Source organism: Arthrobacter sp. QXT-31 (assembly GCF_001969265.1).
Taxonomy (GTDB): Bacteria; Actinomycetota; Actinomycetes; order Actinomycetales; family Micrococcaceae; genus Arthrobacter.
This window is the reverse complement of the sequence record NZ_CP019304.1, coordinates 3,993,833-4,012,848: the sequence shown is the minus strand read 5'-3', so window position 1 is coordinate 4,012,848 and position 19,016 is coordinate 3,993,833. Positions and strand designations below refer to the sequence as shown.

21 protein-coding genes and 1 other RNA gene are annotated in these 19,016 nt (G+C 64.4%); 11 read left to right on the top strand and 11 right to left on the bottom strand.

The annotated features are described in order from the left end of the window. Window positions 1–6 precede the first annotated feature (6 nt). Genes BWQ92_RS18235 through BWQ92_RS18225 form a run of 3 tightly spaced genes read left to right on the top strand, consistent with a single transcriptional unit; the run spans window position 7 to window position 1,544 of the window. The gene (locus tag BWQ92_RS18235; RefSeq protein ID WP_076803814.1) at window positions 7–720 is read left to right on the top strand and encodes a metal-dependent transcriptional regulator; all 714 of its coding nucleotides are present in this window, start codon (window positions 7–9) and stop codon (window positions 718–720) included. A 6-nt stretch (window positions 721–726) separates the two neighbouring features. After that, the gene (locus BWQ92_RS18230; protein WP_083706360.1) at window positions 727–1,182 is read left to right on the top strand and encodes a fluoride efflux transporter FluC; all 456 of its coding nucleotides are present in this window, start codon (window positions 727–729) and stop codon (window positions 1,180–1,182) included. After that, window positions 1,179–1,544: a fluoride efflux transporter FluC gene (locus BWQ92_RS18225; protein ID WP_076801873.1), complete on the top strand. Its 366-nt coding sequence runs from the start codon at window positions 1,179–1,181 to the stop codon at window positions 1,542–1,544. Before BWQ92_RS18230 ends, BWQ92_RS18225 begins: the two co-directional genes overlap by 4 nt. Here the strand turns inward: BWQ92_RS18225 and BWQ92_RS18220 are convergent. Then, window positions 1,531–2,919, bottom strand: coding sequence for an MFS transporter (locus BWQ92_RS18220; RefSeq protein WP_076801871.1), 1,389 nt, complete (start codon window positions 2,917–2,919; stop codon window positions 1,531–1,533). The two genes, BWQ92_RS18225 and BWQ92_RS18220, sit on opposite strands and share 14 nt — an antisense overlap. 22 nt (window positions 2,920–2,941) lie before the next feature. On the opposite strand from BWQ92_RS18220, the gene BWQ92_RS18215 reads away from it, so the two are divergent. Next, the gene (locus tag BWQ92_RS18215; protein WP_076803812.1) at window positions 2,942–3,304 is read left to right on the top strand and encodes a hypothetical protein; all 363 of its coding nucleotides are present in this window, start codon (window positions 2,942–2,944) and stop codon (window positions 3,302–3,304) included. 108 nt (window positions 3,305–3,412) lie between these two features. Further along, window positions 3,413–3,547: a hypothetical protein gene (locus tag BWQ92_RS24500; protein WP_257787654.1), complete on the top strand. Its 135-nt coding sequence runs from the start codon at window positions 3,413–3,415 to the stop codon at window positions 3,545–3,547. A gap of 88 nt (window positions 3,548–3,635) precedes the next feature. On the opposite strand, the gene BWQ92_RS18210 is transcribed toward BWQ92_RS24500, so the two are convergent. Continuing rightward, window positions 3,636–4,619 (bottom strand): S1C family serine protease, encoded by a 984-nt coding sequence (locus BWQ92_RS18210; RefSeq protein ID WP_076801869.1) that lies wholly within the window; start codon window positions 4,617–4,619, stop codon window positions 3,636–3,638. Window positions 4,620–5,231: 612 nt separating this feature from the next. On the opposite strand from BWQ92_RS18210, the gene istA reads away from it, so the two are divergent. From istA to BWQ92_RS18185, 5 genes are all read left to right on the top strand, one after another. After that, window positions 5,232–6,785 (top strand): IS21 family transposase, encoded by a 1,554-nt coding sequence (gene istA / locus BWQ92_RS18205; RefSeq protein WP_076797999.1) that lies wholly within the window; start codon window positions 5,232–5,234, stop codon window positions 6,783–6,785. Further along, window positions 6,775–7,563 (top strand): ATP-binding protein, encoded by a 789-nt coding sequence (locus tag BWQ92_RS18200; RefSeq protein WP_076797998.1) that lies wholly within the window; start codon window positions 6,775–6,777, stop codon window positions 7,561–7,563. The genes istA and BWQ92_RS18200 overlap by 11 nt, the downstream gene beginning before the upstream one ends. 178 nt (window positions 7,564–7,741) lie before the next feature. After that, window positions 7,742–8,065, top strand: coding sequence for a helix-turn-helix domain-containing protein (locus tag BWQ92_RS18195; RefSeq protein ID WP_157365201.1), 324 nt, complete (start codon window positions 7,742–7,744; stop codon window positions 8,063–8,065). Then, entirely contained in the window at window positions 8,062–8,916 is an 855-nt protein-coding gene (locus BWQ92_RS18190) for an IS3 family transposase (protein WP_076801867.1), read from the top strand. Before BWQ92_RS18195 ends, BWQ92_RS18190 begins: the two co-directional genes overlap by 4 nt. Window positions 8,917–9,130: 214 nt before the next feature. Then, on the top strand, window positions 9,131–10,339 hold the full coding sequence (locus tag BWQ92_RS18185) for an IS481 family transposase (protein ID WP_076801865.1): 1,209 nt from the start codon (window positions 9,131–9,133) through the stop codon (window positions 10,337–10,339). Between the two features lie 22 nt (window positions 10,340–10,361). On the opposite strand, the gene ssrA is transcribed toward BWQ92_RS18185, so the two are convergent. The 9 genes from ssrA to BWQ92_RS18140 all read right to left on the bottom strand — a co-directional run bounded on the left by ssrA (window position 10,362) and on the right by BWQ92_RS18140 (window position 17,178). Continuing rightward, window positions 10,362–10,730: a transfer-messenger RNA gene (gene ssrA / locus BWQ92_RS18180) on the bottom strand. Window positions 10,731–10,813: 83 nt separating this feature from the next. After that, the gene (gene smpB, locus BWQ92_RS18175; protein WP_076801863.1) at window positions 10,814–11,284 is read right to left on the bottom strand and encodes an SsrA-binding protein SmpB; all 471 of its coding nucleotides are present in this window, start codon (window positions 11,282–11,284) and stop codon (window positions 10,814–10,816) included. A gap of 92 nt (window positions 11,285–11,376) precedes the next feature. Next, the gene (locus tag BWQ92_RS18170) at window positions 11,377–12,753 is read right to left on the bottom strand and encodes a peptidoglycan DD-metalloendopeptidase family protein (protein WP_377956838.1); all 1,377 of its coding nucleotides are present in this window, start codon (window positions 12,751–12,753) and stop codon (window positions 11,377–11,379) included. An 18-nt stretch (window positions 12,754–12,771) separates the two neighbouring features. Continuing rightward, window positions 12,772–13,686, bottom strand: coding sequence for a permease-like cell division protein FtsX (gene ftsX, locus BWQ92_RS18165; protein ID WP_076801858.1), 915 nt, complete (start codon window positions 13,684–13,686; stop codon window positions 12,772–12,774). Continuing rightward, on the bottom strand, window positions 13,683–14,462 hold the full coding sequence (gene ftsE / locus BWQ92_RS18160) for a cell division ATP-binding protein FtsE (RefSeq protein ID WP_076801855.1): 780 nt from the start codon (window positions 14,460–14,462) through the stop codon (window positions 13,683–13,685). Before ftsE ends, ftsX begins: the two co-directional genes overlap by 4 nt. A gap of 175 nt (window positions 14,463–14,637) precedes the next feature. After that, the gene (gene prfB / locus BWQ92_RS18155; protein WP_076801853.1) at window positions 14,638–15,753 is read right to left on the bottom strand and encodes a peptide chain release factor 2; all 1,116 of its coding nucleotides are present in this window, start codon (window positions 15,751–15,753) and stop codon (window positions 14,638–14,640) included. Window positions 15,754–15,822: 69 nt separating this feature from the next. Next, the gene (locus BWQ92_RS18150; protein ID WP_076801847.1) at window positions 15,823–16,236 is read right to left on the bottom strand and encodes a pilus assembly protein TadG-related protein; all 414 of its coding nucleotides are present in this window, start codon (window positions 16,234–16,236) and stop codon (window positions 15,823–15,825) included. 65 nt (window positions 16,237–16,301) lie between these two features. Then, window positions 16,302–16,694 carry a hypothetical protein gene (locus tag BWQ92_RS18145; RefSeq protein WP_335633075.1) on the bottom strand — a complete coding sequence of 131 codons (393 nt, stop codon included), beginning with the start codon at window positions 16,692–16,694 and terminating at the stop codon, window positions 16,302–16,304. 94 nt (window positions 16,695–16,788) lie between these two features. Beyond that, window positions 16,789–17,178, bottom strand: a complete 390-nt coding sequence (locus tag BWQ92_RS18140; protein WP_076801845.1) for a TadE family protein — start codon at window positions 17,176–17,178, stop codon at window positions 16,789–16,791. Window positions 17,179–17,325: 147 nt separating this feature from the next. Between BWQ92_RS18140 and BWQ92_RS18130 the strand changes: the two genes are divergently transcribed. Further along, window positions 17,326–18,795: a recombinase family protein gene (locus BWQ92_RS18130; RefSeq protein WP_076801840.1), complete on the top strand. Its 1,470-nt coding sequence runs from the start codon at window positions 17,326–17,328 to the stop codon at window positions 18,793–18,795. Window positions 18,796–19,016 lie beyond the last annotated feature (221 nt).

Below are 19,016 nucleotides of genomic sequence, written 5' to 3'. Positions count from 1 at the left end.
GAAGCTGTGAAGACCAGTACGCCCTCCTCCTCGATCGAGGACTACGTTAAGGTCATCTATTCCTTCACGGAATGGCAGGACAAGCCCATCACCTCCACCCAGCTTGCACAGCGCCTCGGTGTGGCCAACTCCTCGGTCTCCGAGATGGTGCGCAAGCTCAAGGACCAGGGCATGGTCCTCCACAAGCCCTACAGTGCCATCACGCTCACACCCCAGGGTGTCCGGCTGGCCCTCTCCATGGTCCGCCGGCACCGGCTGATTGAGACATACCTGGTCAAGGACCTCGGCTACAGCTGGGATGAAGTCCATGACGAGGCTGAGCAGCTGGAGCATGCGGTCTCGGACACGTTCATTGAGCGGCTGGCCGCCCGGCTCGGCAATCCGTCCAGGGACCCGCACGGCGACCCCATCCCCTCGGCTGACGGAACTGTCAGGATGCCCTCCGCCCACCGGATGATCGAGCTCGATGACGGCCACACCGGCAGGATCACCCGGATCAGTGACGAGAACCCGGATCTGCTGCGCTACCTCGCCGCGGAACAGATCAGCCTCGACGCCGACGTCGAAGTGCGGGGCCGCAGGCCCTTTGGCGGCGCGCTCGTCGTGCGAATCGGGTCCCCCGGAACCAGCCGGGACGTTGACCTCGCCGACGAAGTGGCCTCCGCGCTCTGGATCCACAGCGACTCCGCACACCCCGGCTGCCGCATGGCCGGCCTGTAAGCTCAGGTGCGGGTTCCCCTGGCAGGCCGTACCGGCACCGCCGCCGCGACCGGCTCCGGTTATGGCTGGCGGGTGTGGACAGCCGTGGCCGCCGGCGGCCTGCTTGGCACGGAATTCCGGTACGCGCTGGGACTGCTGTTCCCCGACCGTCCGGGAGACCTGCCCTGGGCCACACTGGGCATCAATATCCTCGGCAGCTTCGTGCTGGCGGCCCTCACCACGATCTGGATCGCGCGTCCCCGCACCGCGTTCTGGCTCCGCGCCGCCGTCGGGCCCGGTGTGCTCGGCTCTTTCACCACCTTCTCCGCAGTCGTCTTTTCCGCGGACCAGCTGACCCGCGCCGGCTTGCCCGGCCTGGGGTTGCTCTACCTGGGGCTGTCCGTGCTGCTGGGGCTGGCGGCGGCGGCCGCCGGCTGGCGGACCGGCAAGGCAATCGGTGCTGCCCGTGAGGCTAATCCGTGACGGCGCTCCTCGTGGGTCTTTTCGGCATCGCCGGGGCCCTGCTCAGGTTTGCCGTGGACGGCTGGCTGGCCGGCTACCCCTCGCCGCGGCGGCACTGGCCCTGGGCCACCCTGCTGGTGAACGTGGCCGGCTCGTTTGTGATCGGGCTGTCCATGGGGCTTACCGCGTCGTTCGGCCCCGAATGGCGTTCCGCCCTTGCCACCGGGTTCGCCGGCGGGTTGACCACCTTCAGTTCCTGGACCACGGCAACAGTCCGGCTGGCCAGTGAGCGGCGCTACCTTGCCGCCGTCGTTAATGTCCTGGCCAACCTGCTGCTGGGCCTGGCTGCGGCGTGGGCGGGAATCGCGATCAGCGGCGGCTAGCCGGCGCGGGGTTGCGGATTCCGACGGCGGAGCAGGCCGCCCCCAGCAAGAGCAGCGCGGCGGTGGCCAGCAGCGCGCGGTGCAGGCCCGGCGTCGTCAGCTCCGGGCCGACGATGAAGCCCGCAAATGCGATACACACCAGGCCCGCGATCCTCGAGACCGCGTTGTTCACGGCCGAGCCCACGCCGGCCTGCTTTTCCGGCACGGAGCCCAGGATGGCAGCCGTCAATGGTGCCACCGTCATGGAAAGGCCGAGGCCGAAGACCAGCTGCCCGGGCAGGATCTGGGTCCAGTAGTTCAGGGAGCCGCCAACGGACAGTGTCAGCAGGAACCCGGCGGCGCACAGCACGGGCCCGGCCGTCATGAACCAGCGCGGCCCGTACTTGCCGGCGAGTTTTCCAAAGAACGAGGCCAGCAGCATCAGGATCAGCGTGGAGGGCAGCAGCGCCAGTCCGGCGGTGGTCGCTTTCATGCCGCCCACCTGCTGAATATAGATGCCCAGCGCGAAGAACCCGAGGGAAAAGCCGCCGTAAATCGCGGCGGTGGCGACGTTGCCCCAGCCGAAGTTCCGGACCGTGAACATGCCAAGTGGCAGCAGCGGGGCGGCCGTGCGGGCTTCATGGATGAGGAAAAACACAGTGGCCAGGAGCCCGGCGGCCAGCGGCAGCCAGACCTGCGGACTGCCCCAGCCGGCAGTGCCCTGCTCGATCAGTGCGTAGACCGGCCCGCCAAGCGCGATGACGGCCAGCAACGCGCCGGCAATGTCGATGCTGCCAGCGGCAGCGGGAACGGTGTCGGTCTTCCGTAGCCTTGCCAGCACGGGCCAGATGGCAGCCGCAGGCAGGACGTTGACGAAGAAAATGACCCGCCACGACAGCACGTCCACGGACAAGCCGCCGATCAACGGGGCCACGATGGCGGCGGCGCTTGTCCACGCCGACCATTTGCCGATGGCCGCCCCCTGGGCGCCGCTGTCAAAGTGGCTGACGATCAGCGCCAGCGAACTGGGAACGAGGAGTGCTCCCGCGACGCCCTGCAGTCCCCGGCTGACCACCAGCACTTCCCCGGACCACGCTGCCCCGCAAAGGAGCGAGGTGAGGGCAAAACCGCCCAGCCCCCACTGCAGCACACGCACCCGCCCAAAGTGATCGGACAGCGAGCCGGCCGCCAGAATGAGCGCACCGAGTGTCAGGAGGTAGGCGTCCACCACCCACTGCTGGATGCGGAGGCCGCCGCCGAGTTCCCGGCCGATGGCGGGCAGCGCCAGGCTGACAACGAAGCTGTCGAGGATCGCCATGAAGGACGCCACGATCGCGACGGCCAGGACCTGCCGCTGGAGGCGGGTCGGGGCAACCGTCTGGCTGGTGTCGCTCATGACTTACCGTATCGTGGACTGGATGATCAGCAGACGTGATGCGGCAATTGCCCTGGATGTACCACTGGAAATGGCCCAGCGCCACGGCATTCCAAAACACCTGACCGAAGCCGAGCTGGGTGAACTGCTGGACAATCCCCCTGCCTGGCTCCTCCAGTCCCGCGCCAACCGGACGGGAAAGAGGCCGGTGTGGGTGCATCTCACCTGCGCGGTCTGCGGGTACACCGAGGCGGCCAGGCCCAAGAAGTGGTGGCCGGAGTTCACGTACGTCGTGTGTGCCCATCACCGCCCCTCCGAAGTCCCTCCGCCGGCGCCCGGTTCCGTCCGGAGCGAGTTCGACGGCGTGGGCACCAGGTTTGTGGGAATCGCCGACGTCGTGGGGTGAAAGTTTTTGCCGGTTCACTGTCAGGTCAGGCAGTTACATTTGGGCTGCAACAGGCGTAATTTACGTAGGGAGGGGCACCCTCCTGCCCCTCGGACGAGGGAGCACGCCATGCCGGACAAGACGCCGCACCAGCAACAGCAGAAAAAAGCGGGCAAGACCATTAAGCAGAAACGCGCGGACAAAAAGGCCAAGCACCCGATTGAGGGACCTGCAGACCCTGTCGCACATCTGAAGAAACGCTGATTGCCGGACAAGTCGAATACAGTCGGAGCGGGGCGGATACACCGTCCCGCTCCGGCTGTTTCCCCGCTCCCATATTTAAGGCCGCGGACTATCCCCAGTCCGCCATCTCGCCGGGTACTGCCGAGATGGCTGTCACGTGTCCGTCGCGCAGGACGGCTATGTCCATCGGCACGCCGATGGCCTCGGCGAAGAGTAGCTTCTGCAGGCTCTCGGCGTTGCTGACTGCACGGGAACCAACGCGCAACAGAACATCACCGGGACGGAGACCTGCCTGTTCAGCGGGGGAACCGGCCAGCACCTCAACCACGCGCAGCCCCTCCCGCTGGCCAGTGCGGACCACTTCGCTCGTACCCAGGCGGATCGGTGTGCTCACCACGCCGAGGTAGGCGCGCCGGACTCTTCCGTCCGACAGGAGCGCTGAGATGATCCGGCGCGAGGTGCTGTTGATCGGCACGGCCAGCCCCAGCCCGGCACCGGCCACCGCAGTGTTGATTCCCACGATCCGGCTTCGGGCGTCGGCGAGTGCACCGCCGGAACTGCCGGCATTCAAGGCGGCATCGGTCTGGATAACATCCTCGATGACGCGGCGGTTGCGGCCTGCCCAGACGGGAATTGCCCTTCCGAGTCCGCTCACCACACCTGCCGTCACCGAGCCCGACAACCCCAGCGGATTGCCGACGGCAATGACGAGTTGCCCCACCTGTAGTGACTCGGCGTCGCCGAACTCGGCAGGAGCCACATGCGGGGCACGGCCACGGAGCACAGCAAGATCAGACAACGGATCCGCGCCCACCACCTCCAGGTCCGTACCGGAGCCGTCGGCGAAGACCGCGCGGCCTTTCTGGGTTCCGGCCACCACGTGGGCGTTGGTCAGCAGGTAGCCATCCTCAGTGAACAGGACCGCAGACCCGGCGCCGACCCGGAAACGGCCGTTGCGCCGGTTTCCCGTCATCTCGATGGCAGCCACGTGGGGCGTGACGGTCCTGGCCACCCTGATGACCGTCTCCGAGTAAGAGTCGAGGGCCGCGCCGTCGTCGACGGGTCCCGGTTCGTTAGCAGCCGCCGTGGGCATCGCTTGCCTCCCTACCGCAGGAATCGCACGATTCGTGATACCTGTCACAACCGCGCGGTTGAGGCAGGTAGTCCCGCGTTGGCTACGCCGTGGGTGAACGGCAGCGGCCAGTACTTTCCCAGGCAACAAAGCGGGGTTCTTGGCCAACAGGCAAAAAGAAAGCCCCGGAAGCTCATGAACTGCTCCCCGGAAGTTGGACTGAGAAATTCAGTTCCGACTTCAGGGGAGCAGTTTTATGCATGCACGTAGTTCGTTATCCGAGGCTCAGCGCGAGGCCGCGGTAGCGTGGTTTGAGAAAGGCCTTGCAGATACGGCGACAGCCACCTTGCTGGGCGTGTCGCGCTGGCCGGTCAAGCTTCTGTATCGGCGGTGTGTAAGCGGCAACTTTAAACTGACCGGAGACGGCAAATTTGATTGACCGTTCGCGGCAGTGGTTTTGACCAGTGGCGGCAAGCATTTTTGGACAGTAGCGGGCCACCCGTGGGTGGCTGGGCGTGCTGGGATTCCTCTTGTCCATCCCTCGTGTCGTTACGGGGAGAGCCCCTTCCTTCCGCGGTGAAATGGCGATGCCAATCGTGTATTTCACCCGTTGCGGGAAGGAGGGGGCTCGTTGTGAAGTCTCCAGGAGAGTTCATGGAAATATTAGCTGCTTACGATCTGACCCGGTCATACCGGGATGCCGCGAAAATCTGCGGCGTCTCACACAACACGGTGCGCTCTTACGTGAAAGCCCGTCAGGAAGGCGCGCAGGCGCCGGTGGCCCGGCAACGCGGCCGGATGACCGACCCGTTCCTGCCTCAGATGATCTCTTGGGTTGAGCAGTCCCGCGGAAAGATCCGCGGGGATGTCGTGCATGAGAAGCTCCGGGCTTTGGGGTTCACCGGGTGTGAGCGGACGACCAGGACCACTCTTGCTGAGTTGAAGGCGAAATACCGGGCCCGGAGCGTGCGGGTGCACCGGCCGTGGACGCCGGAGCCGGGTCTCTGGCTCGAGTATGACTACGGCGACGGGCCCGTCGTTGGTGGTGTGAAGACGGTTTTGTTCGTGGCCTGGCTGGCCTTCTCACGGTTCCGGGTCGTGATCGCGTTGCGGGATAAGACCATGCCGAGTGTGTTCGCCGCCCTCGACCGGACCTTCCGCCTGATCGGCGGGGTTCCGACCTACATTTTGACCGATAACGAGAAGACCGTCACGGTCGAGCACGTCGCCGGGATCCCTGTCCGCAACCACCAGATCGTGGCGTTCACCAGGCATTACTCGACGTCGTTGCAGACCTGCCTGCCGGCAGACCCTGCCTCCAAGGGCGGGGTGGAGAATGCGGTCAAGATCGCCAAGGCCGATCTCGTCCCCAAAGACACCAACCTGCTGCCCGAATACCGGTCGTTCGGCGAGCTGGAGGCTGCATGTGAGGCATTCATGGAGGAGGTGAACTCGCGGGTGCACCGGGCCACGTTGGAGATCCCGAAGGACATGCTGCAGGTGATCGAAGGCCCCAGGTTGCATCCGGTCCCGGCGACCCCGGTGACCGCGAGTTTCGGCCAGACCCGTCAGGTTCCGCCGAACACGCCCATGATCACCTTCGCCCAGTCCCGGTATTCGGTCCCGCACACCCTGATGGGGCAGATGGTGTGGGTGCGCGGCACCGACACCGAAGTGATCATCGTCCACGTAGATGCGACCGGACCGGTCGAGGTCGCACGCCACAAGCTCACCCGTCCCGGAACCCCCGCGATTATCGACGACCACTTCCCGCCCGCCCCCGCCGGCGCCCTGGAGCGGGTGATCCGCCCGACGAACACTGCCGAGGAAGAATTCCTGGCCCTCGGCGCCGGCGCCGCGCTTTGGCTCAAGGAAGCCGCCGCCGCCGGAACCCAGAAGATCAGGCACAAAATGGAACGCGCCGTCACCCTGGCCAAGGTCCTCGGCGCCGACGAGGTCGACAAAGGCCTCGGCGCGGCAGCAGTGCATCAGCGCTTCACCCACGAGGACCTGCTCTCCATCGTCAACACCGGCAGCGCGGCAGGCCACACAACCAGCACCACCCACACCGTCACAGACCAGGACCGGTGGTTGAGCCAGGGCACCAGCGCATGGGCCAGCTTCGGCACCACACCCATCGCCGCCACCAGTGACGAAGACCTTGAAGGAGCCATCGATGAGCACTAACACCATGACCCCGCCCCTGGCCGACACGTCCGTAGAGAACGTGATCGCGCTGATGCGCACCACCCGGATGCCGCACGCCCGCGCTGTCGTCGCCGACGTCCTGGCCACCGCGAAAGCCCAACGCTGGGACCCCACCGAAGTCGTGCGCGTCCTGCTCGAAGCCGAAGCCACCGGCCGGAACGCCTCGATGCTCGCCACCCGCCGCAAACGCGCCGGCTTCCCCACCGGGAAGACCTTCGACGTCTGGGACGAAGCCCTCTCCACCCTCCCGCCGGCAACAACATCGTTTCTGCGGACCCTGGAATGGGTCCGGCGGCGTGAAAACCTGATTGCCTGCGGGCCCTCCGGCACCGGCAAGACCCTGCTCCTGGAAGCGCTCGGCCAGCAAGCCATCGACCAAGGCATGTCCGTGTCCTGGCTCAGCATGGAAGACCTCGGCGCCCTTGTCCGCCGGCACCGCATCGATGACAGCGTCAACAAAGCCATCACCCGGGCCACCAACGTCGACCTGATCTGCATTGACGACATAGGCCTCTTGCCGGTTTCTGCCGACGCCGCCGAGGGCTTCTACCGCGTCGTCGAGGCCTCCTACGAGAAACGCTCCCTGGCGATCAGCTCGAACATCCACCCCTCCGGATTCGACGAGCTCATGCCCAAAACCATCGCCACCGCAACCGTGGACCGGCTCATGCACCACGCCCACCTCTGCCAAACCAGCGGCGAGTCCGTCCGGCTCATGCAAGCCCAAAACGGGAAAGGAACCCGCCCCATGAACTAACCCAAAACCGGTCAGGCGCCCCCACCAACCCGGCACGCCCGGGGCACCTGACGCTGTCCAAAAATACTTGCCGCCACCGGTCAATCACCTGCCGCCAACGGGCAAACCAACATGCCGCCACCGGTCATTTCTAGGCTGCCGTTGACAGCGGTGGAGGATCCATGGTCAAGGAGCGCTGGTGGCTAAACCGAAACAGTCGTATTCGTTCGACTTCAAGCTCGCGCTGGTGGAACGGTTCCTCGCGGGTGAGACTGCCCCGGATCTGGCAGCCGAGGCTGGATTGTCTTCGCCGGGATTGGTGAAGACGTGGGCTCGTGCCTATCGTCGCGAAGGCGTGGATGCCTTGCGCCCCAAGCCCAAAGGCCGACCCCGGAAGCCCGACGCCCCACCGCCGGCGGAGACGTCCGAATTGGAGCGGTTGCGGCGGGAGAACGAGCGGTTGCGGGCGGAAGTGGCCTACCTGGGAAAATTGCGGGCCTTGAGGGCTCAAAAACAACGGTGACGGTTCAGGCTCTCATCGCCCTCAAGGCGGACTTCTCTCTTCCGGTTCTGCTGCAGGTCTCAGGTCTTGCCCGATCCACGTTCTTCTATCACCAGGCCCGGCTCCTGGCCCCTGACCCGCAAGAGGAACCCAAGTCCTCCATCATGGACATCTTCAAGAAGAACCATGGCCGTTACGGGCACCGCCGCGTGCAGAGGGAACTGCTCAACCAAGGCTGGACGGTCGCGAAGAAAACGGTGCTGAAGATAATGCGCGCACTCGGGCTTGTCTGCAAGGTCCGGCAGCGGAAGCGCCACAACTCCTACCAAGGCGAACAGGGCACTGCCGCGCCGAACCTGCTGAACCGGGAGTTCGACGCCACTGCCCCGAACCAGAAGTGGGTCACTGATGTGACAGAGTTCAGCGTCGGAGACCGCAAGCTCTACCTCTCGCCGGTCATGGACCTCTTTGACCGGCAGATCATCTCGTACTCCATCGGCCTGTCGCCAAACCTGGAGCCCACCAACAGTTCACTGCGTAATGCACTGACAACGCTCGACAGCGGGCAGAAACCGCTCGTACATTCAGACCAGGGATTCCAGTACCGGCACACCTCGTGGCGGACGCTCCTGGAGGGCGCCGGCGCCGTCCAATCAATGTCCCGCAAAGGCAACTGCTACGACAACGCCGTGATCGAGAACTTCTTTGGACACCTCAAGGAAGAGCTCTTCCACCACGTCCGGTTCCTCAACACCGATGCACTGGCTACGGCACTGCACGAATACATCCGCTGGTACAACACCGAGAGAATCTCCACAAAGCTAAAGGGCCTGAGCCCGGTGCAATACCGTGCTCAGGCCCTTGTGGCCTAGGCTCTAACTAAACCGTCCAACTTCTGGGGACCAGTTCATCAGGGCTTCCGGGGCTCACTTTGGTGGAGATGGGGGTGTGTGATCTCAGGACATAGGCGACACATGTCTCGGGACATGCACGACAGCTGATACGCGACACATGTCCTCGGAGATCGGCGACGGTCTTTGGCGTGTCCCGGGACATCGGCGACACCCCGGCCGTCGACGATGGGCCATGTCGAAGAACAAGGTCATCGTCCTGGCCGTACTTGAGGGCGGAATGTCCAAATCAGAGGCTGCCCGACGCTATGGCGTCGGCCGCCAATGGGTCCACGAACTCCTTGCCAGGTACGCGGCCGAGGGCGACGCGGGCCTGGCGCCCCGTTCCCGCAGACCCCGCACCAACCCACAGGCCACGGACCCGGACGTACGCGCCCGCATCCTCGCGCTGCGCGCCGAGCTGACCAAAAAAGGGCTCGACGCCGGCGCCGAGACCATCGCCGCGCACCTCGAACGCGAAGGCCGAACCCCGCCGGCCAGATCTACGATCCACCGCATCCTGCGCGCCGCAGGCACCGTGGCCCCGGAACCGCGCAAGCGGCCCCGTTCCTCACTGCGCCGCTTCACCGCCGCCCAACCCAATGAGATGTGGCAATCCGACTTCACCTACTGGACCCTGGCCGACCGCACCGAGGTGGAGATCCTGGACTTCATCGACGACCACTCCCGCTACCTGCTCCACCTCACCGCCCACCCCAAAGTCACCGGAACCGTCGTAACCGATGCCTTCCTGGACACCGCACAAGAGCACGGCCTGCCCGCCTCCACGCTCACCGACAACGGCCTGGTCTACACCACCCGCCTCGCCGGCGGGCGCGGCGGACGCAACGCCTTCGAAACCCTCATCGCGTCCCTGGGCATCACGCAGAAGAACGGCCGCCCCAGTCACCCCCAGACCCAGGGCAAGATCGAACGTTTCCACCAGACCCTCAAAAAATGGCTCAAAAACCAGCCCGAGGCCCACACCATCGCCGACCTGAACGAGCTCCTGGCCAAGTTCCGCCACGTCTACAACCACGAACGGCCACACCGGGCCCTCAAACGCCGCACACCTTCCGGGGCCTACGCAGCGACCCCCAAGGCTGCACCGGCCATCGCCGCCCAAGGGGAACACTGGCGGATCCGCACCGACCGCGTCGATGCCGACGGAAAGGTCACCCTCCGCCACGCCGGACGCCTCCGGCACCTCGGCATCGGCCGCGCCCACAAGCACAAACGCATCATCCTGCTCGTCAGAGACACCGACGCCACCGCCGTCGAACACGGCACCGGCGAAATCCTCGCCGAGTTCACCATCAACCCCGCCCGCGGCTACCAGCCGAAAAAACAAAACACCCCCGGTCCGAAGACCGGGGGTGTCGTCGATGTCTCGGGACATCTGTAGTCAATGTCCCGAGACATCACACAGGTGGAGATGGGGGGAATTGAACCCCCGTCCGATGTCGTGTTGTCAGGGCTTCTCCGGGCGCAGTTTGCGTCGGATTTTCTCGGCCCCAGCCGTCCTGCAAACAGGCGGCTGATCCGGGCCCAGTCATCTAAAAGTCCCGCTTACTCCGATGACGGGAGCAAACAGCAGTGGCTATCTAAATGACGCCAGGAACCGGGGCGATAGCAACCCCGGGCTGACGGACTGAACTACTGCTTAGGCAGCGAGTTCGAAGTCAGTGCGCTTAGATTCGGCACTTATTGGTTTGCAGAAAGCGTTTACGAGATAATTCTGCATCCTCGGCCCGCTTCACCTGTCGCGACTAACATCGTCGAAACCGATCATCCCCGTATTTTGTTACCAAACCGGCTGGAAGGTCAGCACCCGCCTGCCGGACTATCCATTGTAACGCATACCTGCCGCGAATAATTCCTACCGGCGGTTGCGTTCCCGCATGGCCCGCAGGGCCTCGCGCTTGTCCTGCTGCTCGCGGAGCGTCTGGCGCTTGTCGTAGTCCTTCTTACCGCGGGCGATTCCGATTTCCACCTTGGCGCGGCCGTCCAGGAAGTACAGCTGCAGCGGAACAATAGTGAAGCCCGATTCACGGATCTTATGCGAGATCTTGGTGAGTTCCTCGCGGTGCAGCAGGAGTTTCCGCCGCCGCCGAGCCGCATGGTTGGTCCAGCTGCCCTGGTTATATTCAGGGATGTGGATGCCTTCCATCCAGAGCTCGTCGTTGTAGAACATGCAGAACCCGTCCACCATGGATGCGTGACCTTCGCGAAGGGACTTCACCTCTGTCCCCATCAGTGCGATCCCGGCCTCGTAGGTATCCAGGACATGATAGTCGTGCCGGGCCTTCCGGTTGGTGGCCACGACTTTACGGCCACTTTCTTTGGGCACGGTTCAACTCCTCGGTTCTCGGTACTTGCTGCTCCGGCGGCGCAGGAACACAGTCTTACTATTCTACGGCAGGTGCACCGGCTGCTCCCTGGTCAGAGCAGGCGCATCGGGTCAACGGCCTCGCCGTTCAGCCATGTCTCAAAGTGCGAGTGGCAGCCCGTGGAATTGCCGGTGGTGCCCGAGTAGGCGATGAGCTGGCCCTGGCTGACCTGCTGTCCCGATGAGACCACCACGCTGGTGTTGTGGTAGTAGATCGTCGTCAGCGAGTTGCCCTGGACCACGCCGTGCGAGATCTTGACGTTGTTTCCGCCGCCGTCATCCGCCCAGCCGGCGGAGAAGACGGTGCCGGCTGCGGCCGCATAAACCGGAGTGCCGCAGGCGGCACCGAAGTCGATGCCGGTGTGCATGTATCCGCCGGCGCCGTAGAAGTCGATGGTGCCGGGCGGCGTCGCACGCCACCCAAAACCGGAGGTGATGGGCACACCGCCGGAGAACGGGTTGCGGAGGCCAAAGGCCGACGGCGGACCTGCCACGGGCGGCACGTAAGGCTTGGGCTGCTCGCCCTTGGCCTTCGCCGCTGCGGCGGCGGCAGCGGCGATCCGCCGCTGCTCGGCGAGCCACGCCTCGCGCAGCCTGCGGTCACGCTCTTTGATCTCGGCGGCGACGGCGTCCTGGCGCGCCTTGACGCCGGCCAGCTTCTTCTGGATTCCGGGCTTGGCGGCCTCAAGTTCCTTGTTCAGGCGCGCGGTGTCGGCGATGAGCTTATCCACCTTGGCCTTCTTGGCGGCGGCTTCGTCACGGGCAGCCTTCTCCTTGGCAAGCGCCGCGTCGGCCTTGGCCTTGAGATCCTTGATCTCGGCTTCCACCGCCTGCAGGCGGGCCTGCGAGTTCACGTTGGTGGCGTTCTGCTGCGTGAGCTTGTCCATCGCGGAGTTCTGGCTGCGCAGCGCCTGGTCGGCCAGGTCCATCGTTTCAGTGAGGCTGCCGGTGTTGTTGGAACCGAAGAACAGCGTGAGGTCGGAGGGCACACCGCCCGACTTGTAAGCCTGCGTCGCGATCTGGCCGATCAGCTTCTTGGTGCTGGCAATCTTCTGCTTGTCCGCATCGAGCTGCTGCGTGATTTTGGCTTTGTTCTGCTGTGCGAGGTCCACCCTGGCAGCGAGGGCCTCCACTTCCTTGACCGCACTGGCCACCCGGCCCTGGGCCTCGAGGAGCGCCTGCTGGGCAGCCGGAAGCTGTCCGCGGTAGATCACGAGGTCGGCGGCAGCCTTGGAAATTTTGGCGTCGACGAACTCGAGTGACTGCTGGACCCGGGCGGCTTCTTCCTTCAGTGCGGCCTGCTGGTCTTCAAGCTCGTCCGCGAAGGCGGCGGGAGCCGACGCGCCGAGGCTTGCGGCCAGCATCAGTGCCACGGCGGCGCTGAGGATCCTGCGCTGGCGCCTGGGCCCGCCGGAACTGGTCATGGGCATTCCTTCAATGAGCATGGCCTACACCCTCAAGTATCGGCGGAGCGTGAGCAGAGATGAAGTACCCGCCAGAACCACGCCCAGCCCAACGAGGGCCGGGACAAGGAGCAGGGTCTGGGCCGGGGAGATGAACGCTGTGTCCGGATACTGTTTGGACAGGTACTCACCCAGGAAGAAGTGGGCCACCGCCCACAATGTTCCGGATGCGAGGGCGGCGCCGATGACAGCGGCGATCACGCCCTCGAGGATGAAGGGCAGTTGGATGACCATCTTTGAGGCGCCGACGAGCCGCATGATGCCCGTCTCCCGCCGCCGGCTGAATGCCGAGAGCCGGATCGTGGTGGCGATGAGGAGGATCGCACAGACCGTCATCACCCCGGCGATGATGACTGCCACGAGGGAGGCCGCGTTCATCACGGAGAAGAGCCGCTCCAGGACCTGCCGCTGGTCGATGACGGTTTCCACGCCCGGCTGGGAGGAGAAGGTCTCGCTGATGATCTGGTACTTCTCCGGGTCCTTCATGTTGATCCGGAACGAGGCGGGAAGCTGGTCCGGCGTGACCGAATCGACGATGGGAGAGTTGGAGAACTGCTCCTTGAAATGCTTGTAGGCGTCGTCCTTCGACTCGAACTGGAAGTCATTGATGTACTGGGCCACCGCGGGCGACGCCAGCAGGGTCCGGAGGTTGTCCTGCTGTTCGGCCGTCACGGGTCCCGAGGCGCAGCCGGCGGCCGTCGACCCCTCACCGCAAAGGAAGATGGCCACCTGGACCTTGTCGTACCAGTAGCCCTTCATCTGGTTGATCTGAAGCTGGAGCATCCCGGCCGCGCCCACAAAGGTCAGGGACACGAAGGTCACCAGGATGACGGAGACGACCATCGACAGGTTGCGCCGCAGGCCGCCGCCGATCTCGCCGAGGATGAACTGGAGCCTCACAGCCGGCCCTCCCCTGCCTGGCCGCGGGCAGCCCCGGCGTCGTCGCGGCCGCTGGCGTCCTTGAGCCTTCGGGACTGGCCGACGACCGGCATCATCGACGTGTAAAGGGCCCGCGCTTCGTCGCGGATGACTTTGCCGTTCTTGAGCTCCACGACCCGCTTGCGCATCTCATTGACGATGTCGTCGTCGTGCGTGGCCATGACCACGGTGGTGCCGTTCTGGTTGATCTTGTCCAGGACCCCCATGATGCCCATGGATGTGGTGGGGTCGAGGTTACCGGTGGGCTCGTCGGCCAGCAGGATGCCGGGGCGGTTGACCACGGCGCGGGCAATGGCCACGCGCTGCTGCTCACCGCCGGAGAGCTCGTGGGGCATGCGCTTCTCTTTGCCCTCCAGGCCCACGGTCTTGAGCACCTCGGGAACGGTGTCGCGGATGACGCTGCGGCTCTTGCCGATCACCTGCATGGCAAAGGCGACGTTGGCGAAGACGTTTTTCTGCGGCAGCAGGCGAAAGTCCTGGAACACCACGCCTATTCCACGGCGCAGGCGGGGCACCCGCCAGCTGGAGATGTTGGCCACGTTCTGGCCGGCGACGTAGACGGTGCCGGACGTCGCGCGGTCTTCCTTGAGGACCAGGCGCAGGAATGTGGACTTGCCGGATCCCGACGCGCCTACGAGGAAGGCGAATTCACCACGGTCGATCTCAAGGCTGACAGCATCCAGGGCGGGCCTGGCCTTCTGGTCGTAGACCTTGGTGACATTTTCGAAACGGATCATGACCCTAAAACCCTGCAGGACGCGGCTTTATGGGCATGGTCTGCAACCGGTGCGGGGGCTGTCGCTAGGGGGAAGTATGGCTCCGGCCTCTTGACTATACGCACGGGCTGCCATGCGCAGGCGGGAGTCGAAGGGGCGTGTCGCGGGATTGGTGGTTCCGTTTCCCCGCGGGTGCCTACCGTTCCGCGTTGCGGTTGTCGGTGCGCCAGCGGATCCCGGCTTCGATGAAGTCGTCGATGGCGCCGTCGAACACGGCGGAGGTGTTGCCCACCTCGTGTTCCGTACGGAGGTCCTTGACCATCTGGTACGGGTTGAGGACGTAGGAGCGCATCTGGTCGCCCCAGGACGCCTTGACGTCGCCGGCCAGAGCCTTCTTTTCCGCGTCCTCCTGCTCCTTTTTCAGCAGCAGAAGCCTCGACTGGAGCACCCTCATCGCGGCGGCGCGGTTCTGCAGCTGCGACTTTTCATTCTGCATGGACACTACCGTGCCCGTGGGGATGTGGGTCAGGCGGACGGCGGAGTCAGTGGTGTTGACCGACTGGCCGCCGGGGCCCGACGAACGGAAGACGTCGACACGGATTTCGTTGTCCGGGATGTCGATGGAGTCCGTCTGCTCAATGAGGGGAATGACTTCGACGGCGGCGAAAGACGTCTGCCGGCGGCCCTGGTTGTCGAAGGGGCTGATCCTGACCAGCCGGTGTGTTCCCGCCTCGACGCTCAGGGTGCCGAAAGCGTAAGGGGCATTGACCTCGAAGGTGGCGGACTTCAGGCCCGCCTCTTCCGCGTAGGAGGTGTCCATGACGGTGGTGGGGTAGCCGTGGCGCTCCGCCCACCGCAGGTACATGCGCAACAGCATTTCAGCGAAGTCCGCGGCATCGACGCCGCCGGCGCCGGAGCGGATGGTCACCACCGCCTCACGCTCGTCATACTCGCCGGACAGCAGGGTGACGACCTCAAGGTCTTTCAGGGATTTGCGGATGGCCTCAAGCTCCGTCTCGGCCTCCCCCATGGAGTCGGCGTCGTCCTCGTCCTGGCCGAGCTCCACCAGCACCTCGAGGTCGTCAATCCGGGACGCCAGAGTGTTCAGCCGCTCCAGCTCGGACTGGCGGTGCGAAAGCCTGGACGTGATGACCTGGGCGGCTGCGGGGTCGTCCCAGAGGTCCGGCTCGCCGGCCCGCTCGCTCAGTTCTGCGATCTCTTCCTTGAGCGCCTCGACATCGGTGACCTTTTCGATGGAGGTATAGGTGCCGCGCAGCGCGCGGATTTCTGCAGCAAAATCAATTTGAGCCATGGTTGTTTAAGCGTACGCTATCCGCCCTCACCGGCTGTGCCGGCCGCCAGTGCGGCCGCCGCTGCGGGGTTAGCGGGTCAGCCGCGAGCGTGCGGTGGACGAGGCCGTAATGGGTATGCCGTCCGGTACGAGGAAGTTGACCACCGGTGGATGCACGGTGGCGCTGAGAACCACGACGGCGGTGGAGCCGTCGGGCGTCCCCGTTCCGGCCGCGACGGCCAGCCCGTCGACGCGGCCGAAGGCACCGTTGCGGCTGAGGTAGTCCGCGGCGACGTTCCGGACTCTCTGGCCGTTCAGCAGGGCCGACGGGGTCCCGCCGGCCGTTTCGACCTGCCCCAGAGTATAGGAGTCGGCAGCGGCCACCGAGGCGCCGTCCGCGAGCGAGAGAAGCTTCTTGTGCTCGATGTAGAGGCTGGAAGCGGCCATGACCACGGTGCTGACCAGCAGGGCCAGCATGACGAAGCCGATGATGAGGACCGTCATTTGCCCGTCCTCATCGCTGCTCGTTTTCGGTGATGCCGTTGGTGCGCCGCCCGGCGCAGGACGCGTCAACGGAACCTGCCCACGACCTGGGTGGCTGAAGCGCTCAGCTCGCCGGCGTTGAGCCGAAGTGCTTCCCCAAAGGGCACGAAGGGCAGCGGTACGGTCAGCCCTACGGTGACGGTGACCGTGGAGCCTGCCGCGCTGCAGTCGCCGCCGGAGTCACAGTGAACCTCAATGCGGGCGTTTCCGGCGGGATGGCCGTAATCGGCAAGGGCCACCATGGCGGCCTGCTCTGCTGCCGCCCGGCCCTGCGACGCATCCGGCTGGGCCACGAAGACTTTGGCCGCCTGGTCCGCTGCGCCCACCACGGCAAACGAGCCGCCCTGAACCTGGCCAACGGTGATGATGAAGTAGACCACTGGAACCATGAGGAGCAGTCCCAGGAAAGTGAATTCCACGACAGCGCTCCCCCGCTCGCCGCCGTCGCCTAACGCATCCCGGAACCTGCCCGCGACGCTGCCGGTGAGGCGGCTCGTGAGGCGGCGCCCTCTGTCAGCCGGTGATCGCGGCATGGCCCGAAACCTCCAGACCTTCGCGCAGACCGATCAGACCGATGACCGGCAGCGGAGCCCTGACGGTCACCTCCAGCGTCCGCAGCCCCTGGAAGACGACCTCACGGGTTTGGATGTCGCGGGCAAAATCCGGATTGAGTGCCGTTGCGATGAGTTCACCCGTGCGGCGCCTGGCGTCGTCCGCGCTACGGTCAGCCAGGGTCCCGTACCGCGCGCCGGACGCCGCCGCATCGATGAGTGTGTTCCGCACGTGCAGGACGAGCGCGAGCTGAATGATGGAAACAAAAAACATGGTCAGCAGGGCGCCGACGAGCACAAAGTCAACCACTGCGGCACCCCGCTCGCTTCCGGGGTTGTCGGCGCCGGTCACGTTGCGGACTACTTTCCGACCGTGTCCATTGCCTGATTGAACATGGCTTCCAGGGCAGGACCCGCCAGGGCCAGCAACGCGGCAACAAGCACCGCCGACATCAGAGTGATCATGACCCAGCCAAGGATATTTAGGTACCTTTGTTCTATGACCACCGCAGCGATATACGCCAGACTCAGCCAAGACAAGCGCCAAGGGACTTCCGAAGAGGGAGCTAGCGTCAAGTCACAGATAGACGCGTGCAAGCGCTTCATCAAGGCTCAGGGCTGGACTCTGGGAGAGACGTACGCGGATAACTCCATCAGCGCAACCTCAGGTGCCGAGCGTCCTGAGTTCGAACGGATGCTGAGGGAAGCCCCGTCAATCGTTGTGGCCTTTAAACAGGACCGCCTTAGCCGGAGCCTGATGGACACCCTACGTATTAAGGGAGCTGGCATCACCGGCCACATGTGCGACGGTGGACGGCTGGACTTCTCTTCCGCCGACTCGGAAATGCTGACGGTTATCCGGACTGCTGTGGACAGCGCGGAAGGCCGGAAGAAGGCAGAGCGTCAGAAGCTCGCTACCCTCCGTGACGCCAAGGCCGGTAAGTACCGTGGAAGCATCCGCCCCTTCGGTCAGGAGCGCTCCGGCGAATGGGTACCGGCTGAAGCTGAAGCTGTCAGGACCGCCGCCAAGCTCATTGCCGAGGGACGCCAGACGTTCTTTAGGACGGCGGAACTCTGGAACGCCGCTGGACTCCTGACACCGGCAACGGGCAAGCAGGGTGGTAAGCAGTGGACTTCCGGAACGGTTCGGAACTACTTCACGCGGCCTAGGCTTATTGGGAAGCAGGAGTATGAGGGAACGCTGTATGAGCTGAAGGACTGGAAGCCCCTGCTGGATGAAACCACCTTTGAGCAAATCCAGACCCTTATTAACGGCAAGCGCACCGGTCAGCGTGGAGTGTCTACCAGCCGGTCAGACACGAAGCTTCTAACCGGTATCGTCCGGTGCGTTGAATGTGGACGCGGTATGAACTCCGGTCAGCGCGGCGCTGCTGGAAGCACACGCCTATATAAGTGCCCTACGGTCAAGCATCAGTCAGTGGTGGCAGAGCCGCTGGAAGACGCTGTGAGCCTTCACGCGCTGGAACTCCTGAACCAGCATGAGGACAGTAAGGAACAGGCTGAGGAAACGTCCAAGGCGTTGGCGGCTTTGATGTCCGAAAAGCGCGTAGCTGTATCGGCACATGATGAGTGGATGGAGGACGCCGCTGTTGCCGGGCTGAAGCCCTCCGTCCTTGGCGCACGGCAGAAGGCTCACGATAAGCGCATGGCTGAGATGGATGACGAAATCCTGAGGCTCAACAAGGACATGAAGGTTTCCATCTTCCAGCTCTCGGAAGAGCCTATTGACCTGAAGAACATGAATACCCGGTACCTTCACGGCTGGCGCTCCGTCTCTATGGAACAGCGCCGCGACCTCCTGACCACCGTCTTCGACTCGATCACGGTGGAACGGGCAGGACAGGGCAAGCGGTTCAGCCCTAGTCGGGTCCACTACACCTACACCGAGCTTGGAACGAAGCTGGCTGACCGTTGGGCCGCTGACATGGAGGCCTATTTCAGCGCGTAAGCTCTATGGGCCGGATGTTTCCGCACCGGTAAAGCCCCGTCAGCCTAGCGCTGGCGGGGTTTTCTTTTGTTACGAAGTGTTACGACTGACTCTTGCTGATTTGCTCTGATTTGGATATCATGCCGCGCTCTGATAGAATCGGGTCCTTCAAGCTCCCCCGAATCCCCCGGATTTGGCGGAGCTTCCGTGCTTAAAGGGCAACTATCTAAGTCTAAAGAAGT